Raw genomic sequence first — 17,627 nt, forward strand, 5'->3', positions numbered from 1 at the left:
ATCAAAATAGATATTAAAAATCCAAAGACAGCTTAGAATCTAAATCACTGTCTTTGGATTTTTGTCGTTTTGTTTAACACTAACAATTAAATAGTATTATCCTTTGTTAGGTACACTTTCTGTTGATGCAAAATCTGCGTAACTATTTGCTAACCCGTGCTCACTAACATCCATACCTGCTTCTTCTTCTTCAGTGCTTACACGTAATCCAATAGTTGATTGAATCAATTTGAAAACTAGTACCATTGAGACGGTTACCCAAAGAATAACTGCCAGTACCCCAAGAACTTGTATACCAAGCAACCCTAAACCACCGCCGTAAAGCACTCCTCCTTCTTGAGCAAAAACACCTACTAATATGGTCCCTAATCCTCCAGCAACACCATGAACAGCAAAAGCTCCTACTGGATCGTCTATCTTTAATTTTGTTTCAACAAAATCAAGTGCAGCTATCATACTAGCTGAAGAAAGTACCCCAATACCAACTGCTCCTATTGGTTCTACAACTGCACATCCGGCTGTAATACCTACTAGACCAGCGAGCGCTCCATTCATTGTTATTCCCACATCTGGTTTGCCTAATTTAATCCATGATATTCCCATAGCAACCAGCGTTGCTGCTGCTGCTGATAAGTTTGTATTAAGTAAAATCAGGCCAATCAAGCTCAATGAATCCCCGTCAGAAGCTTCTAAAGTAGAAGCACCATTGAACCCGAACCAAGAGAACCATAGAATAAATACTCCTAATGCCGCTAGAACGACATTGTGACCCGGAATAATTTTCGCATTTCCATTCTTATCATACTTTCCAGTTCTTGGACCTACAAATTTAGCACCTATAATAGCTGTAACACCGCCCACCATATGCACTGCTGTTGACCCAGCAAAATCCTGGAAGCCCAATTCTGATAACCAGCCACCGCCCCAGATCCAGTGTCCAGATATCGGATAGATTACGCCTGATAGAATAATCGTATACAGTAAGTACGAACTGAACTTAGTACGTTCAGCCATTGCTCCAGATACAATAGTCGCTGCTGTTGCACAAAATACTGTCTGGAACATTAAAAACACATATCCAGGAATAGAAGAGTCATAGTTACCCGTAACAAAGAAATCCGGAGTCCCTACAATTCCTAGAATAGAAGGACCAAACATAATCCCAAATCCAATTACCCAGTAAAGTAGTGATCCTAAAACAAAATCCATAATATTTTTCATAATAATATTTCCAGCATTTTTAGCTCTAGTTAGTCCTGATTCAAGTATTGCAAAACCAGCCTGCATAAAAAATACGAGTACAATTCCTAATAAAACCCAAAGTGTATCAGTAGCTGACATGTTCTTATCTCCCCTTATTTAAGATAGATCTACTATACTTTTAAAGTGGTATACTTATCAATAGAAGGGATACAATTCCATCATATATTAAGAAAATCCTCTTATAACATTAATTATATATAGTATTTGATGATTAATCGTTATATTATTTAATGTTCACTTCTGTTATTGGTCTATACATTCATACAAAAAAACTGAAACCCTCAGACTATGAAGGTTTCAGTTTCTTATAAAATCAAAATATTTGTATTATAAGTTATTTAAGCAAAGGCTGTATTTTCTTCATAAGATGCAAACTGACTATTATATAAATCAGCATAGAAACCATTTTGATCCATTAGTTCATCATGGTTACCAGTTTCGATTACATCCCCTTCATTCATTACAATAATTTTATCTGCATCACGGATAGTTGACAGTCTATGTGCTACGACAAAACTTGTTCGATCTTCAAGTAAATTATTCATTGCTTTTTGTATGAGTATTTCTGTTCTTGTATCTACAGATGACGTTGCTTCATCAAGAATCAACACTTCCGGATCTGCCAGGAAAGCCCGAGCAATCGTAATAAGTTGACGTTGTCCTTGAGAGATGTTTGTTCCTTCTTCATTCAAGATCGTATTATATCCTTCCGGTAGCCTCTGAACAAAGTCATCTACATGCGCCGCTTTTGCCGCAGCTAAGATGTGGTCTCGATTTTTACCATATTGTTCACTACCATAGGCAATGTTATCCCAAATCGTTCCATTGAACAACCAAGTATCTTGTAGTACCATAGAAAATTTTGTTCTCAATTCAGGCTGTGGAATATCTCTAGTATCCACTCCTTCAAATCGAATACTTCCACCCTTGACGTCATAAAATCTTTCCAGTAGATTGATTAAGGTTGATTTACCAGCGCCAGTAGGACCTACTACTGCTATCATATTGCCCGGTTTAACAGTAAGATTAAAGTCAGTCATTAATAATGGATCATCTGCTTCGTCTCCATAACCAAACTGGACATGTTCGAATTCTACTTTATAAGGAGAATTTTCTTTTGGTTTTAAGCCGGATACTGTTTCATGCATTTCTTCTTCATCTAATACTTCAAACACTCGTTCACAGGCTGCGATGGTTACCTGAATGGTATTTGCTAAATTGGCTATTTGACGAACTGGTTGTGAAAATTGATTTACATATTGGATAAATGCTTGGACATTACCTAAAGAAACCGTTCCATTCGCTACTCCAATACCACCGACCAATGCTACTCCAAAGTAACCTAAATCTCGAGAAAAGCTAACTAGAGGCATCATAATCCCAGCAAGAAATTGAGCTTTCATTGATGCTTCATTTAGTTTAGAACTTCTCTTATCAAATTTAATGATTTCATCTTCTTCACGGTTATACGTTTTTACAACTGTATGTCCCGAATAAGTTTCTTCAACATGATCATTCACGTTTCCTAATTCTTTTTGCTGTCTTGAAAATTGTTTTTGTGATTTAGGTGCTACAAACCCTATTAGTAAAAAACTGATTGGAACGGTTACGATAGTTACTAAAGTTAAGCGAATATCGATTGATAGCATTACGATCAATACTGTTACAAATTGAACTACACTGATAATAAATTGAGTCAAGGACTGCTGCAATGTATTAGCAATCTGGTCCATATCATTAACTGCTCGAGAAAGGATATCACCAGTAGAATGCGTATCATAATATTTAATGGGTAGTGTAGCCATTTTTTCTTTTAATTCTTTTCTCATATCATATACTGTTTTTTGGGCAATTCTTGCAGTAATAAACTGTTGAAAAAACTGAAAAACAGCTTGTGTAACATATACAATAGATACCACTAGAATAATATTTTTAATCACATCAAAATCAATCGGGAATTGTTCAATAGTCTCACCGGCTTCTTGCATTGCTCGTCCTTCTTGAAGACCTCTGTATATCTCAGTAGTTGCACCTCCAAGAATTCTCGGTGCTTGTGTAGCCATTATTGTCGCAGCAATAGCTAAGATTAGTGTTGCTACCAATGCCCAAAATCTTGTAGACATATAACGAATTAATCTAAATACTGTACCCCAGAAATTATTCGCTTTTTTAGATCGGATATGTGCTACATTACTTCCACTTTCTTTAGCCATTAAATATCCTCTCCTTTCAATTGAGATTCCATAATTTCTTGATATATTGGATTATTCGTTTTTAATTCTTCATGAGTTCCTTGACCAACTATGGTTCCTTGATCTAAGACAATAATCTGATCTGCATCAATAACTGTACTGATTCGTTGAGCAATGATTACAACTGCAGCGTCTTGAGTATCTGGTTTTAATGCTTCACGTAATCTTGCGTCTGTTTTAAAATCTAAAGCTGAGAATGAGTCATCAAACACTAAGATATCCGCTTTTGTCACCAAAGCTCTAGCAATACTCAATCTTTGTCTTTGTCCACCTGAGAAGTTTCCTCCTCCTTGTTCTACTCTAGAATCTAACCCTTTAGGCAATCCAGAAACAAAATCTTTACCTTGCGCAACTTCTAAAGCGTGCCAGATTTCTTCATCAGTAGCTTCCGGTTTACCATATTTCATATTTTCACGAATCGTTCCACTGAACAGTAATGCTTTCTGAGGAGCAAAACCAATCAGACGTCTCAGTTCTCCCTGTTCTACATCTCTAACGTCAACACCATTAACTTTTATTTGGCCTCTTTCTACGTCATAGAGACGAGGAATCAAATTAGCTAAAGTTGTTTTACCTGATCCAGTTCCACCAATAATTGCTAATCTTTCACCTTTATTTAGTGTAAAGTCAATGTTTTCAAGGGCTGATTTCTCGGCACCATGGTATCTAAAACTGACATTATCAAATCGTAATGATACATTTGACGTGTCTTTTAAATGTTTTGCTTGTTCAGGGTCTTCAATGGTATTTTGCGTATCCAAAACCTCTAATACACGTTCTGCTGAAACTTGTCCCCGTGGTAAAAAGAATAGAACCATTGACACATTCATAACGCCAATTAGGATTTGCATAGCATAAGTCATGAACGCAACCATATTTCCTACTTGCATATCACCAGTGCTGACAAGTTGCGAACCAAACCAGATAATAAGAATATTTGTTACACTGACCGCCAGCACCATAGAAGGCATCATAAACGCCATGACAGTATTAGCTTTAATAGAAGTTTGTGCAAAATCCCAGTTAGCTTCGTCAAATCGTTCTCTTTCATATTCGTCTTTATTAAAAGCACGAATGACTCGTATACCAGTTAATCCTTCACGGAAAACTCTGTTAAGTCTATCTGTTTTTTTCTGCATTGATTTAAATAATGGACCTGAAAAATGTAAAATAAACCAAATCAAAGCAGCTAAAACGGGTATAGTAATAATAAAGACAAATGCTAATTGTGGTTCTCTAGTATAAGCCATTGTCCCAGCACCAATAATTAAAAGCGGTGATAGAGTCATTATTCTTAAAACCATCATCATAACAAATTGAATCTGCATAATGTCATTAGTCGATCTGGTAATTAATGTAGAAGTACCAAATTTATCTAATTCATCATTTGTAAAGAAAATAACCATTCGATATATTTTCTTTCTTAATGTGTTCCCTAATCCCTGGGATTCTTTAGCAGCAAAGTAAACATTCAATAATGCTGATAATATAGTCAGCAGAGTAAAACCTAGCATGTAGAATCCAGTTCTTATAATATAATCCACATTCCCCTCTGCAACCCCAAAATCTATGATGTTAGCAGTGAGTGTTGGCATGGCAAGCATGCCTGCTACTTGGACTGCCATGAATAAGACGGTTAGAAACACGCGCCAGGGATTCATAAATTTAGCTAATCTTGTCATACCTTATCCTCTTCTCTCTTATTCTTTTTTATTTCAAAACACCTTTTGTCATCCATTCTAAACGAGTTGAAAATAATTTTTGTGTTTCTTCAATAGATAATTCCTTCCAAAAACCTTCCATTATAGTATCGTCTAATATATTTAAAATATATCGTAAAATGTTAAAAAACTCTTGATCTGAGCATGCTTTAACTTGCTCTCTTTTAACAACATTTAAAATATCTTCTTTATTTAGAATCGCTTTTTTCTTCATAGAAGATGAAGGCATAAATGTATTGACTCCAGATTCTTGATTAATCTGATAGTTCATATGCAGGTACATATTTTCAAAAAAACCAAATTTTTCAGAATTCATAATATTTTGAATATATTTTTCTGCAAAAATCTGATACCCCCTATAAAAATCCCCTTCTGCTTCTTTGAAACTATTGACCATCAGACGATGATAATTATATTTGAATTTCCCTATTAAAAAAAAATATAAATCTTTTTTATCTTCAAAATATTGATAAAAGCTTCCTCTAGAAATTTCTGCATTTTTTACAATATTAGAAATAGATGCTTCATTTAAAGATCTCTCAGTGAACTCTTTCATTGCACCAGCGATCAATCGCTGCTTTTTTTGTTCGGGTAAATTGAAAAATGTTTGTGTTGGCAAAATTTTCTCTCCTTAAGTCAGATTCATTTTCAATATTACGAATATGACACTGTGTCATGGAACATACTTTTAATATTATATGTGACACTGTGTCATAAATCAAGTTAAAAAGATTCATTTTCAACTTTTTTTCATTGAACAACCGAAAATAAAAAAAGGCCTTATTTAATAAGACCTTATACAGCAATAAATTAATCGTTTTCTTCTTTTTTAACAAGAACCGCATCACTTGTTGAAACTTTTTCTTCGTAAAGACCCGAATGTTTCTGATACCAAGCAAAGGTTCTAGACACTATGATTTTAAGGACCGCATACCCAGGAATTGCTAAGATGACACCCATTACACCAAACAATCTACCCGCAACTAAAAGTAAAAAAATAATGTTAATCGGGTGAATCTTCAATGTATTTCCTAAAATTTGCGGTGAAATTACTCTTCCTTCTAGTACTTGCTCTATTCCAAATACGACTAATACTGTCACAAGCATAAATGGAGAGTCAACAATTGCCACAATAACTGCTGGGATCATAGCCAGAAATGAACCTAGATACGGTATCAGATTCATGAAGCCTGCAAAAATTCCTAATGTAAGTGCAAAATCCAGCCCTACTATCGAGAATCCAATCCAGAACATAACGCCCACTGCAGCAGCTACAATCAGTTGTCCTCTAACATAAAAACTAATTTGTTTATTGATATCTTCAAGAATTTCCCTCACATTTCCACGAATTTTTGTCGGTACAATTTTCAAGAAATTATCAGGAACTTTTCCTCCGTCTTTTAATAGATAATAAAGGATAAAAGGAGTTGTAAACAAAGTAATTCCTACTTGTGTCAATGTTCCAATAAAACTGCCTATCCCCCCTACTGTAACATCCAAAAAACCTGAAGCTTGTCCACTTAAGCTGCCAATTAGAGAAGTTTCACTTAATTGATCCATAAATCCTGTAAAGGCTTCAGTCCCGAGTAATTCATCTAACTGGACCATTAAACTATTCCAATAGGTCGGCCATTTTTCAATTAGTGACTCTAATTGCTTTTGAATAATCGGCACAATAAAATTTATACCTACGATAAAAAATAAAATAATAAGGGCAAAAACAAAAGCAATTGCAGTATTACGAGTAAATCTCTTTTTTTCTAACCAATCTACGACAGGACTCAACAAATAATAAAAGATTGCCGAGAAGACTATTGGAGGACCAACTATACTCAGGATGATCTCTACAGGTCGAAAAATAATTGAAATCTGTCCTAACATAAAAATATTAAAGAATATCAGTAAGCTAACTAACAAAACAGAAACCACTTTATTATCAATAATTTGTTTCCAAAACCAGGATTTTTTAAAATTAGTTGAGCGATTATCATTATAATTCTCTTTCATTATTGATCCTCCCTTAAGATGTTGCTTAACGATTATAGTTTATCATACCATAACCATATACAATCTTAAGAAATCTATAACTTCTTAGAATTTTATTAATAATATTTAAAATGAGTCCGTATTGAGAAAGTGTAATGAATTCCGTTTCATAAATTTCTTAAGTTTTGGTATACTGATTTCAATCAGTTCAAACAAATTAAGGAGGATTTTTCATGACTCAAAAAGTTTTATTAGGAACATACACTAAAAGAGAAAGCAAAGGTGTATATAGTATTGAATTAGATCTTGAAAAGAAAAAATTAGGTGAAATCCATTTAGAAGCTGAAGTTGGAAGCCCAACATATCTTGATGTGTCCAAAGATGGTACGCTCTTATATACTGTATTAAAAGACGGGAATAAGGGTGGCGTTATTGCATTCAAGAAAACGAATGACGGAACTTATGCAACAACTGATGTTTATACTGCTGAAGGTTCTTCTCCTTGTTACATTTCGTATGATTCTAACCGAAACTTTTTATACACTGCAAATTATCATAGTGGCGAAATTTCAGTATTCAAAACAGACGAGAACGGTTCCCTTGAATTAACCGATACCATGCAGCATTCTGGAAAATCTGTTCATGAAAACCAGAAATCTGCACATGCTCATTATTTCGATCTAACTCCTGATGAAAAATATTTAGTTGCCTGCGACTTGGGAACTGATGAAGTAATCACTTATACAGTAAACGATGACGGAAAGCTTTCTGAAGTAGATGTAATCTCTACTGCACCAGGAACCGGCCCTCGACATATCGTTTTCCACCCAAATGGTAAATTAGCTTATCTATTTGGAGAATTAAGCAGTGATGTAATCGCATTATCCTATAATAGTGAAAGTGGAACACTTTCTCACCTGCAAACTATTTCATCTATCCCAGAAGAGCATACTGGTTTCAATGGCGGGGCAGCAATCCGTATTTCTAAAGATGGTAAATTTGTATATGCCTCAAATCGTGGACATAATTCAATTGTTATCTTTGCTGTACAAGATGACGGCACGCTGAAATTAGTGGATTATGTACCAACTGAAGGAGAAATCCCAAGAGATTTCAATATTGACCCTAGTGGACAATTCATTGTGGTCGGGCATCAGGATTCGGATAATCTAACACTATTCGAAAGAAATACTGAAACTGGAAAATTATCTTTGCTGCAAAAAGATATTTATGCACCTGAAGTAGTTTGTGTAGCTTTTGTATAAAATCATTAACCACGTCTAAAGAGATGCTTTTTTAAAAGCATCTCTTTTCTTTTGTAAGTAAATAGTGTAAAATAAATATAACGAATTCGAGATAAATGAATTTATTATATACTCTTTCTAGTTTTCGTTAAATGTAAACTATTTAATCTTTAGAAAAGAGTGAAATTACATGCCAGAGGTGAAAGGATTTCATCATATTTCAGCATTTACTAAATCGATGGAAGACAATCTTTATTTTTATACTCATATTCTGGGATTACGTTTAGTGAAACAAACCGTCCATCAAGAGAATTTGCAGACTCCTCATTTATTTTATGGAGATTACTGGGGGACCCCAGGTACTTTACTGACTTTCTTTGTTTACCCTAAAATAGGAAAAAGTTACAAAAATGATCATTACTATGGAACAGTCAGCCTGTCTATTCCTAAAGGAAGCTTGATATATTGGAAAAACAGACTAGAAAAATATACTATTAGGTTTAATATAAACATTGAAAAGTCATCTATAAATTTAGTCGATCCTGATGGTCTCAATCTTGAATTGCATGAATCTGTTACACCGGATCTTTCAACAACACCTATAGCCTATTCTCATATACAAGAAGAATACCAGTTGATTCGGATTTCTAAAATCAACTTACACACACGTCTTGTTGATAAAGAAAGACACTTTTTAAAAGAGTGGTTGTCTTTGACCGATTCATTTATGCTCAATCCTACTTCAAAAGAACAAATACAATTGATTGAAAGTCATACAGATGATCGTTCACGATTGGGAAGAGGTTCAATTGACCATATTGCTTTAACAGTTGAAACATTTGAAGATCTCGAATACTTCAAAGAAAGAGCTGAAAAATACGGATATCAAGTCGAAAAGTTAATTGATAGACACTATTTTACTAGTTTATATGTCAAAAGCCCTTCAGGCTTGCGTATTGAGCTGGCTACTGAAAGACCAGGATTTACAATAGATGAATCTTTAAAAGAATTAGGTAATTGTAAAATCACTTTTAAGCATTAAATATTATTCTATAGGAGGCAATAAAATGACAAACCAAGAATTAAAAGGTATTCATCATATTACTGCAATAACAAGCAGCGCAGAAAAAAATTATGAATGGTTTACAAATATATTAGGATTAAGGTTAGTGAAAAAGACGGTTAATCAAGATGACATTCAAACTTATCACCTGTTTTTTGCTGACGATGAAGGAAATGCAGGAACAGATATGACGTTCTTCGATTTTCCGAATACTCCAAAAGGTTCAAAAGGTACCAACGATATTTCCAGATCTTCTTTTAGAATTCCAAATGACCGTGCATTAGATTATTGGCTAAAACGCTTTGACCATTATGACGTTAAACATTCTGAAATCAAAGAACAATTTGGTGTAAAAGTGATCCAATTTGAAGACTTCGATGAGCAGCAGTATCAATTAGTCTCTGATGAAAATCTTGAAGGCGTAGCACCTGGAAAACCTTGGAAAAATGGTCCAGTACCTGAAGCGTTTGGAATCTACGGTTTGGGACCTGTCATAATCAGAGTGTCTAATCTTGAACGAATGTCATCAGTTCTAGAAAACACGTTGAACTTTAAAAAAATTGCAAAAGAAAATCAATATACACTATTTGAAATGGGCAAAGGTGGAAACGGTGGTAGAGTGATTATTGAAGAAAGCACAGTACTCCCACCTGCTCGACAAGGCTACGGCAGTGTTCACCATGTAGCATTCCGTGTAGAAGACAGAGAAGTTCTTGACTACTGGACAGAACGCATCAGCAATTTAGGTATTCCAAATTCTGGATATGTGGATCGTTTCTATTTTGAATCTCTTTATTCTCGCATGTATCCAGGAGTATTATTTGAATTTGCCACAGATGGTCCCGGATTTATTGATTATCAAGAAAGTTACGATAATCTAGGAGAAAAGTTGGCATTGCCACCGGCTTATGAAGAACATCGTGAACAAATTGAACAAATGGTTCGCCCGATAGATACAGTTAGAAGTACAAAGAATTTCGAAAAAGAGTACTTCGGCTTTGATGAGGTTCAATAATGTATCATTTTAAAGCAAAGGATCTTAATAAAAAGCAAGAGTACAAATTCATTTCTGGCAGTGTAATCCCTCGTCCAATTGCTTGGGTTACATCTTTGAATATACAAGAAGATATAGTGAATGCTGCACCATTTAGCTTTTTCAGTGCGGCCTCCAACCAAATTCCTATACTAACTGTAGCTGTACTCCGTAATGATTTTAAAATGAAAGATACTGCCCGAAATATTCTTGAGCAAAAGCAAGCTGTCGTGCATATTGTTGATATAGGTCTAACCGAAGCAATGAATGCAACCTCGGCCCCACTTCCTTCAGATAAAAGCGAATTGGACAGAACAGATTTAAACCTGATAGAAAGTTCTACAATTACTGTCCCAGGGATCAAAGAAGCAAAGATACGGTTTGAAACAATCCTACATCAACATGTCCCTGTAAAAGATGAAGAAGGAAATATCGTATCAGACTTATTGTTGTTAAAAGTGACAGATTACTATTTTGATGAAACGGTTTTTGATGCTGAAAAAGAGTATATTATACCAGAAGCTCTGAACCCTACTGCTCGACTATCCGGAAGCCAATATGCAGAAATGGGACAACTGTTTTCCTATAAAAGACCAACAAAATAAATTCTTATTGCAAACCCACGAAAAGAAAAAGGCACAGATCAAATTTAATTTGATCTGTGCCTTTTTATAAAATTCTATTTTGCAGAAATTGTTCCAATCTCAGAACCTTTTGTTGTTTCTCCTGTAGTTGTTAAGTCAAATTTTTCTACTTGTTCCATATTACTGAATATAATAATAACTGTATTTTCTTTACCAGAAGCAGCTAACGCTTCCAAATCTACAGTAGAAATTTTAGTGTCTGGTGTTACTGTATCTCCTTCTTTAACTAATGTATTAAAAGGAGCTCCTTCTAATTCGACTGTGTCGATACCAATATGAACTAATACTTCCACACCGTTATCCAGCTCTAAACCGACAGCATGTTGAGTTGGAAAAACACTGACAACTTTCCCAGATCCAGGAGCATAAACATCACCGTCATTAGGAACAACTCCAAATCCGTCTCCCATCATTTTCTGAGAAAATACAGGATCATCTACCTCTTCAATCGCAATAACTTTACCATTGGCTGGACTTGTTAGCGTTTGCGTCTTATCGCTGTCTCCGCTTTTACCTTTTAGAAAATCGAACATTCCCATTATTATCCCTGCTTTCATTTTTTTGGTAGTAAACTTCTGAATGATAAGGTTTAATCTTACATTCATTTTGATTATACTTTATATTACCATAATTATTAAGAATATTTGAATCAATATGAGCCATCAATTATTAATCTTTAAATTTGAAGAAAAATTTTTCGATTTCATAAATTTTATTTTAAATATGAAAGAATAAATTGCTGATTCAATAAGAAACTTTGTATTAGATATAATCATAATGAGAGGATTCAATATTTATATTTTAATTAAGGATTTATAATATTAACTAGAATAGTTGGAATCTTTAAAAAAATTCGGTATGATAGACAAGTTCAAGAATAATCATACATAAAGGAATAGGAGTTTATTATGTTATTAATCGAAATTTTAAAAGCAATTGTCTTAGGTATTGTACAAGGTATTACAGAATGGCTGCCCGTAAGCAGCACAGGCCATATGATTTTATTTGATGAATTTATGGTTCTCGATGCTACTCCAGAATTTAAAGAAATGTTTTTTGTAGTTATTCAGCTGGCTTCTATATTGGCAGTTATTTTGATTTACTTTCATAAATTGAATCCTTTTTCTCCATCTAAAGACAAAGACCAAAAAAAAGAAACTTGGAATATTTGGTTAAAAGTCATGGTCGGTGTTGTTCCCGCTGGAATAATCGGTCTACTCTTTGACGATATGATCAATCAATACTTTTTTAATTGGATCACTGTTTCCATCACTTTGATTATTTACGGAATTGCGTTTATCGTAATTGAAAAAAGAAATAAAAAATTAGAACCTCAGATTGTGACTTGGAAAGACTTGACTTATAAGATAGCACTGATTATTGGTTTCTTCCAAGTGCTGGCGTTGATTCCTGGGACATCTAGATCAGGGGCAACTATTATCGGTGCGATTCTGATTGGTACTGCAAGACCTATCGCCGCTGAATATTCTTTCTTTATGTCTATTCCGATTATGATGGGTGCTAGTTTGTTGAAAATAATAGGATTTGGATTTGACTTTACATCTGCTGAATTGATTATCTTATTTGCTGGCTGCCTTGTATCATTTGTCGTATCAATATTGGCAATTAAATTCCTGATGACTTATATCCGCCGTCATGATTTCAGTTCATTTGGATGGTATAGAATCATTATAGGAATTATCGTCATTGGTTATTTCTGGATTATCGGCTGATTAAATGTTTGATTTACACATAGCTGTTCCAAATAGATCCCTAATTAAAAAAATAAGCCTATAACCTAATAAGGCTGGGACAGAAGTCTCCATTGAGCAATAATTTGAAGTGTATAACAACCAGAAATCCCGTCAAATCAAGGATTGAATTTCCTAGATTTGACGGGATTTTACATTCTATCTAGTTTTGTCCCGGCATCATTTATATTAGATAACATTCTTGCTAATGTTTTTAATTTTTAGTAAATCATTAAGGTTCGTTTTTTCAGTATCATCTTCTTGAAATGTAATAATTTTTATTTTATAAGTTTAAATTGCCTGAACTGTAATATAACTAACCTATTTTTAGCAAAATCACGGTAAAATGTAATATAATTGATACTCATTTAAAGCAAATATACGGTATAGTACTCTTAACAATAAGTTGCCAGTTTGGAAACTAAAAGGAGTATCTTAAGAATGCAATTTTCATCTCTATTTAGAAAATTCACAAGATCATTTCGATCTAAAAATAGTTTATCAAGTACGATTAAACATTCAATTTCTGAAAATGAATTAGTTGGGAAATGGTCTGTCTATGTCCCGCAATCTCTGCAAGAAATTTCATTAGAAATATTTTCTGAGGGTACAGGAAAATATAACACTAAACCCCTGAAGAGTATATTGCCTCAAAAATCACCCCATCAATTAATTATGAAAGATCATTTTGGTTATAGTTTGATCCTTGAAAGAAAAGATAATGAAAAATATTTTTTATTCGATGAACTAGATGGTACCACTTATCCAATCGAAAAAAAATAAAATAAAAAAATCGTTCAGAGAATAGGATATTTTCCTGTGTCTGAACGATTTTTGATTATGCAATTAAAAATGTTGAAACTAGTGTGAATAAGAACAAAATACTAATCACCCATAATACGGAATTCGTCTCTTTTCTTCTACCTGTTACTGATTTAACAATGGGGAAAGCAATGAATCCATAAGCCATTCCTTCTACAATGCTGCCTGTAAGAGGAATCATCAGGATAATTAATATCAAAGGTATCCAATCCAATAAATGTTCGAGCCTTATTTTCAAGTTAGCAAGAGCCATCGTTGCACCCGTCACAATAATGACAGGTCCAACAGCTTCTGAGGGAATATATGATAAAAAAGGCGTAAGAATAATTGAAAATAAAAACAGCATACTAGCAGTGACGGCAGTCAATCCTGTTTTTCCGCCTTCAGCAATTCCAGCACCACTTTCAGCAACTGGTATTGCCGGACTAGTTCCTAACAGCCCCGATAATAATCCTGATACAGCACCTACTTTATATCCTTTGTTTATTCTTTTCTGATCTGGGATAAGCGCTTCTAGCATACCAATTGTTTCAAAGATCAAAAGCATTAGTAGTGAAAACACACCCAACCAGAACTCAAAACTAAACATATTACTATAATCTGCTGCTGTCAGCATTTTACTATATTCCGTTATTGGCTTTAGATTAAAACTAACTGCTTCTATTGATTCAAAATTGACAAGCCAATATAATACAGTCGTCAATAAAATAGCAATTAAAAAGCCACCTTTTACATTTATACGTTTTAAAATGATAACTAAGAAAAGACCCGCTAATCCAATCCCGTTTAAATTAAACGTCCCATCAATCAATAGTCCAGTATTCTCTAGTCCAATCAGTATAAGAAATAAGCCTATACCAATCGTAATGGCTTGCTTTAATTCTTTAGGGATAGATTCGCTGAAGAGCTTCATAATACCTAAAAAAGCAACGATTACAAACAGTATGCCTGTTATAATTACTGAAGCTAGTCCTTGCTGCCATGTTAAGCCTAAACCAGCTACTAAGGTGAAAGTGAAAAAAGCATTTTCTCCCATTCCCGGAGCCATTACGACAGGAGCGTTTGCAATAGTGCCCATTAAAAAGGTACCAATCACTGCTATAAAAATTGTTGAGAAAACACTGTATTCTTCCGGAACACCTGCTTGAGAAAGAATGCTCGGATTAACAAATAATATATAAGATATCGAAAAGAAAGCTACGATACCGGCAAGTACCTCTTGTTTAACAGAGGTATTAAAATTGTCTAATTCAAATCTATTTAACACATTATCTCGTCCTTTTGCTTTTATTAAAGACACAGCACGTTATAGTGTATCAATTAATCAACGAAATAGGAAGCTTAAATAAACATTAGTCATGAATATTACATATTTGATACATGTCTTTTCTATCTCAGAAAACTGTTAGAGTGGTTCGTTCAATGGATGAACTCCTTCATCCCCGCTGCATTGAGGCTTTGCTTTCCAGATTTCTTCAGTATAACGTTTGATTGTATAATCAGCCGAGAAAGGAGCAGATGCTGCGATATTAAGTAAAGACTTTCTATTCCATTCTTTCTTATCCGAATAAATCAGATCAATTTGGTCTTGCGCCCTGATATAATCATCGAAATCTTTTAAAACAAAATACTCATCATTATAGTGGACTAGCGCATCGAAAACCGCTCCGCCCTCTTGTGGAGCATTTGGAATCGTTCCATCTACTAATGCATTTAAAACTCTGTTCAACCGTTCATTCGAATCATATAGATCTTTAGAGTGATACATATGATTTTTTTCTAATTCAGCAACTTCTCGACTGGATAATCCAAAAATAAAGATATTATCTTCTCCAACGTAATCTTTAATTTCAATATTTGCCCCATCTAACGTAGCAAGAGTCATTGCACCATTTGCCATCAATTTCATATTACTGGTTCCAGAAGCTTCCTTACCTGCAAGTGAAATTTGTTCACTAACTTCTGCTGCTGGAATTATTTTTTCTGCTAATGAAACACCATAATTTTCAAAAAAGACAACTTTTAATTTATCCCCAATATCTGGATCATTGTTTACCAGATTCGCTATAGCATTGATTAACTTGATAATTTGTTTAGCATACTGATAACTTGGAGCGGCTTTAGCACCAAAAATAAAAACTCTTGGCTGTAGGTCAATTGAGGGGTTATCTTTAATTCTTAAATATCTGTCTAAAATATGCAAAGCGTTTAAATGCTGTCTTTTGTATGCATGAAGTCTTTTAATTTGTACATCAAATATCGCATTCGGATTAATTTTTAATCCTTGAACTTCTTCAATATATTTAACCAGTTTTACTTTGTTTTGATATTTTATTTTCCCTAGTTCATTCAGTGTTTCCTCATCATGTTCAAAGCTTTTCAATAATTTTAATTCTGCAGGATTTCGTTTCCACTCTTCTCCTATTTTTTCATCAATTAATTGAGTAAGAGCAGGATTTGCTAAATGGATCCACCGTCTCTGTGTAATTCCATTTGTCTTATTATTGAATTTTTCTGGATAAATGGTGAAAAAATCTTTTAAAACATCATTCATTAATATTTCTGTGTGCAGTTGAGCTACACCATTTACACTATGACTACCAATAATTGCCAAATGAGCCATATTTACCATTCCATCTTGTAGAATTGCTGTCTGCCAAGTGATTTTTTCACCATATAATGGTAATGACTCTTCAACAAATCTTCGATTGATTTCCTCTATGATCATATAAATTCTTGGTAGAAGCGACTGCATCATATCTATTGGCCATCTTTCTAAGGCTTCTCTCAGTACAGTGTGATTAGTATAGCTGCAGGTTTTGACTGTAATCTCCCAAGCCTGTTCCCAGCTTAAATGTTCTTCATCAATTAGTATCCTCATCAATTCAGGAACAACGAGTGAGGGATGTGTATCATTAATGTGCATGGCTATTTTTTCTGGAAAATGCTTTCTTGGAAGATTATATTTACGAAACTGTTTAACGATCGATTGAACACCCGCTGAGACCATAAAATATTCCTGCTTTAGTCTCAATAATCTTCCTTCATAGTTTGAATCATCCGGATACAGAACTTGTGTAATTTCTTTTATCGGTTCAGTCTCTTGTACAGTATGATAATTTTCTTCCTCTTCTACAGGAATTTCAGCTGACCATAATCGCAGATTGTTGATTTTATTAGTACGATAACCCACCATTGGCGTATCGTAAGGTACTGCTAAAACATTTAGCGTATTTTCATATTTGGGAATCCAGTGCCCCTGATGGTCCATTTCCAGCCAAGCATTACCTCCGAATCGAACTATGTAGGAAGACTGATCATTTCTTGTTTCCCATACATTCTGATTACGCAACCAGTACTCTGGTAATTCTACTTGATACCCATCTACAAATTTTTGGCGAAACAGTCCATACTGATAACGAATGCCATTTCCGTTGCCAGGAATACCCAATGAAGCTAGAGAATCCATAAAGCAAGAGGCTAAGCGCCCTAATCCGCCATTTCCCAAAGCCTGATCTGCTTCTGCTTCTATCAACTCTTCGAAATCTAAACCTAATTCTTTTACTCCTGCCTCAATCATTGGTAGAATTCCCATGTTATAGGAATTACTCTTTAATTGTCGTCCTGGCAAGAATTCCATTGAGAAATAGTAAACTTGTTTCACTTTATCATTTAAGTACTGTTCACGGGTAGCCTGCCAGTTCTTTGATAATTTATTTTTAATCAAAGTCCCTAAAGCAATATATTGCTGCTCATTAGTTCCTTGATCATAAGTAAAAGCATACAGGTTTTCGAACATTTTTTTATATTCTTTAGTAAATTCCTTAGTTGATTTAAACATAGATTCA

14 protein-coding genes are annotated in these 17,627 nt (G+C 34.3%); 6 read left to right on the forward strand and 8 right to left on the reverse strand.

Annotation, left to right across the window (positions count from 1 at the left end; genetic code table 11):
- Window positions 1-96: 96 nt before the first annotated feature.
- The 5 genes from BM212_RS02625 to BM212_RS02645 form a co-directional block, all read right to left on the reverse strand.
- Entirely contained in the window at window positions 97-1,341 is a 1,245-nt protein-coding gene (locus BM212_RS02625) for an ammonium transporter (RefSeq protein WP_091896027.1), read from the reverse strand.
- Between the two features lie 260 nt (window positions 1,342-1,601).
- On the reverse strand, window positions 1,602-3,476 hold the full coding sequence (locus BM212_RS02630; protein WP_091896030.1) for an ABC transporter ATP-binding protein: 1,875 nt from the start codon (window positions 3,474-3,476) through the stop codon (window positions 1,602-1,604).
- Complete coding sequence (locus tag BM212_RS02635) at window positions 3,476-5,197, reverse strand: ABC transporter ATP-binding protein (protein WP_091896033.1); 1,722 nt, start codon at window positions 5,195-5,197, stop codon at window positions 3,476-3,478. Before BM212_RS02635 ends, BM212_RS02630 begins: the two co-directional genes overlap by 1 nt.
- Window positions 5,198-5,225: 28 nt before the next feature.
- The gene (locus BM212_RS02640) at window positions 5,226-5,855 is read right to left on the reverse strand and encodes a TetR/AcrR family transcriptional regulator (RefSeq protein WP_091896036.1); all 630 of its coding nucleotides are present in this window, start codon (window positions 5,853-5,855) and stop codon (window positions 5,226-5,228) included.
- 191 nt (window positions 5,856-6,046) lie between these two features.
- Window positions 6,047-7,243, reverse strand: coding sequence for an AI-2E family transporter (locus tag BM212_RS02645; RefSeq protein ID WP_091896039.1), 1,197 nt, complete (start codon window positions 7,241-7,243; stop codon window positions 6,047-6,049).
- A gap of 212 nt (window positions 7,244-7,455) precedes the next feature.
- On the opposite strand from BM212_RS02645, the gene BM212_RS02650 reads away from it, so the two are divergent.
- The 4 genes from BM212_RS02650 to BM212_RS02665 all read left to right on the forward strand — a co-directional run bounded on the left by BM212_RS02650 (window position 7,456) and on the right by BM212_RS02665 (window position 11,167).
- Window positions 7,456-8,487, forward strand: coding sequence for a lactonase family protein (locus BM212_RS02650; RefSeq protein WP_091896042.1), 1,032 nt, complete (start codon window positions 7,456-7,458; stop codon window positions 8,485-8,487).
- A gap of 169 nt (window positions 8,488-8,656) precedes the next feature.
- Window positions 8,657-9,508: a VOC family protein gene (locus BM212_RS02655; protein ID WP_091896045.1), complete on the forward strand. Its 852-nt coding sequence runs from the start codon at window positions 8,657-8,659 to the stop codon at window positions 9,506-9,508.
- A 25-nt stretch (window positions 9,509-9,533) separates the two neighbouring features.
- On the forward strand, window positions 9,534-10,544 hold the full coding sequence (locus tag BM212_RS02660; protein ID WP_091896049.1) for a ring-cleaving dioxygenase: 1,011 nt from the start codon (window positions 9,534-9,536) through the stop codon (window positions 10,542-10,544).
- Window positions 10,544-11,167: a flavin reductase family protein gene (locus BM212_RS02665; RefSeq protein ID WP_091896053.1), complete on the forward strand. Its 624-nt coding sequence runs from the start codon at window positions 10,544-10,546 to the stop codon at window positions 11,165-11,167. The genes BM212_RS02660 and BM212_RS02665 overlap by 1 nt, the downstream gene beginning before the upstream one ends.
- 74 nt (window positions 11,168-11,241) lie before the next feature.
- Here BM212_RS02665 and BM212_RS02670 read toward each other — a convergent pair whose 3' ends face one another.
- Entirely contained in the window at window positions 11,242-11,739 is a 498-nt protein-coding gene (locus tag BM212_RS02670; RefSeq protein WP_072696025.1) for a PTS sugar transporter subunit IIA, read from the reverse strand.
- A gap of 375 nt (window positions 11,740-12,114) precedes the next feature.
- On the opposite strand from BM212_RS02670, the gene BM212_RS02675 reads away from it, so the two are divergent.
- Together BM212_RS02675 and BM212_RS02680 are read left to right on the forward strand one after the other, a co-directional pair.
- Window positions 12,115-12,939, forward strand: coding sequence for an undecaprenyl-diphosphate phosphatase (locus tag BM212_RS02675; protein WP_091896059.1), 825 nt, complete (start codon window positions 12,115-12,117; stop codon window positions 12,937-12,939).
- A 459-nt stretch (window positions 12,940-13,398) separates the two neighbouring features.
- The gene (locus BM212_RS02680) at window positions 13,399-13,740 is read left to right on the forward strand and encodes a DUF4828 domain-containing protein (protein WP_072694285.1); all 342 of its coding nucleotides are present in this window, start codon (window positions 13,399-13,401) and stop codon (window positions 13,738-13,740) included.
- Between the two features lie 55 nt (window positions 13,741-13,795).
- Here the strand turns inward: BM212_RS02680 and BM212_RS02685 are convergent, their stop codons facing one another.
- Together BM212_RS02685 and BM212_RS02690 are read right to left on the reverse strand one after the other, a co-directional pair.
- Window positions 13,796-15,046, reverse strand: a complete 1,251-nt coding sequence (locus BM212_RS02685) for an NCS2 family permease (RefSeq protein ID WP_177206280.1) — start codon at window positions 15,044-15,046, stop codon at window positions 13,796-13,798.
- A gap of 138 nt (window positions 15,047-15,184) precedes the next feature.
- Window positions 15,185-17,620, reverse strand: a complete 2,436-nt coding sequence (locus BM212_RS02690) for a glycogen/starch/alpha-glucan phosphorylase (protein WP_091896066.1) — start codon at window positions 17,618-17,620, stop codon at window positions 15,185-15,187.
- Between the last annotated feature and the right edge of the window lie 7 nt (window positions 17,621-17,627).

This window comes from Marinilactibacillus piezotolerans (genome assembly GCF_900114235.1).
GTDB classification, from domain to species: Bacteria; Bacillota; Bacilli; order Lactobacillales; family Carnobacteriaceae_A; genus Marinilactibacillus; species Marinilactibacillus piezotolerans.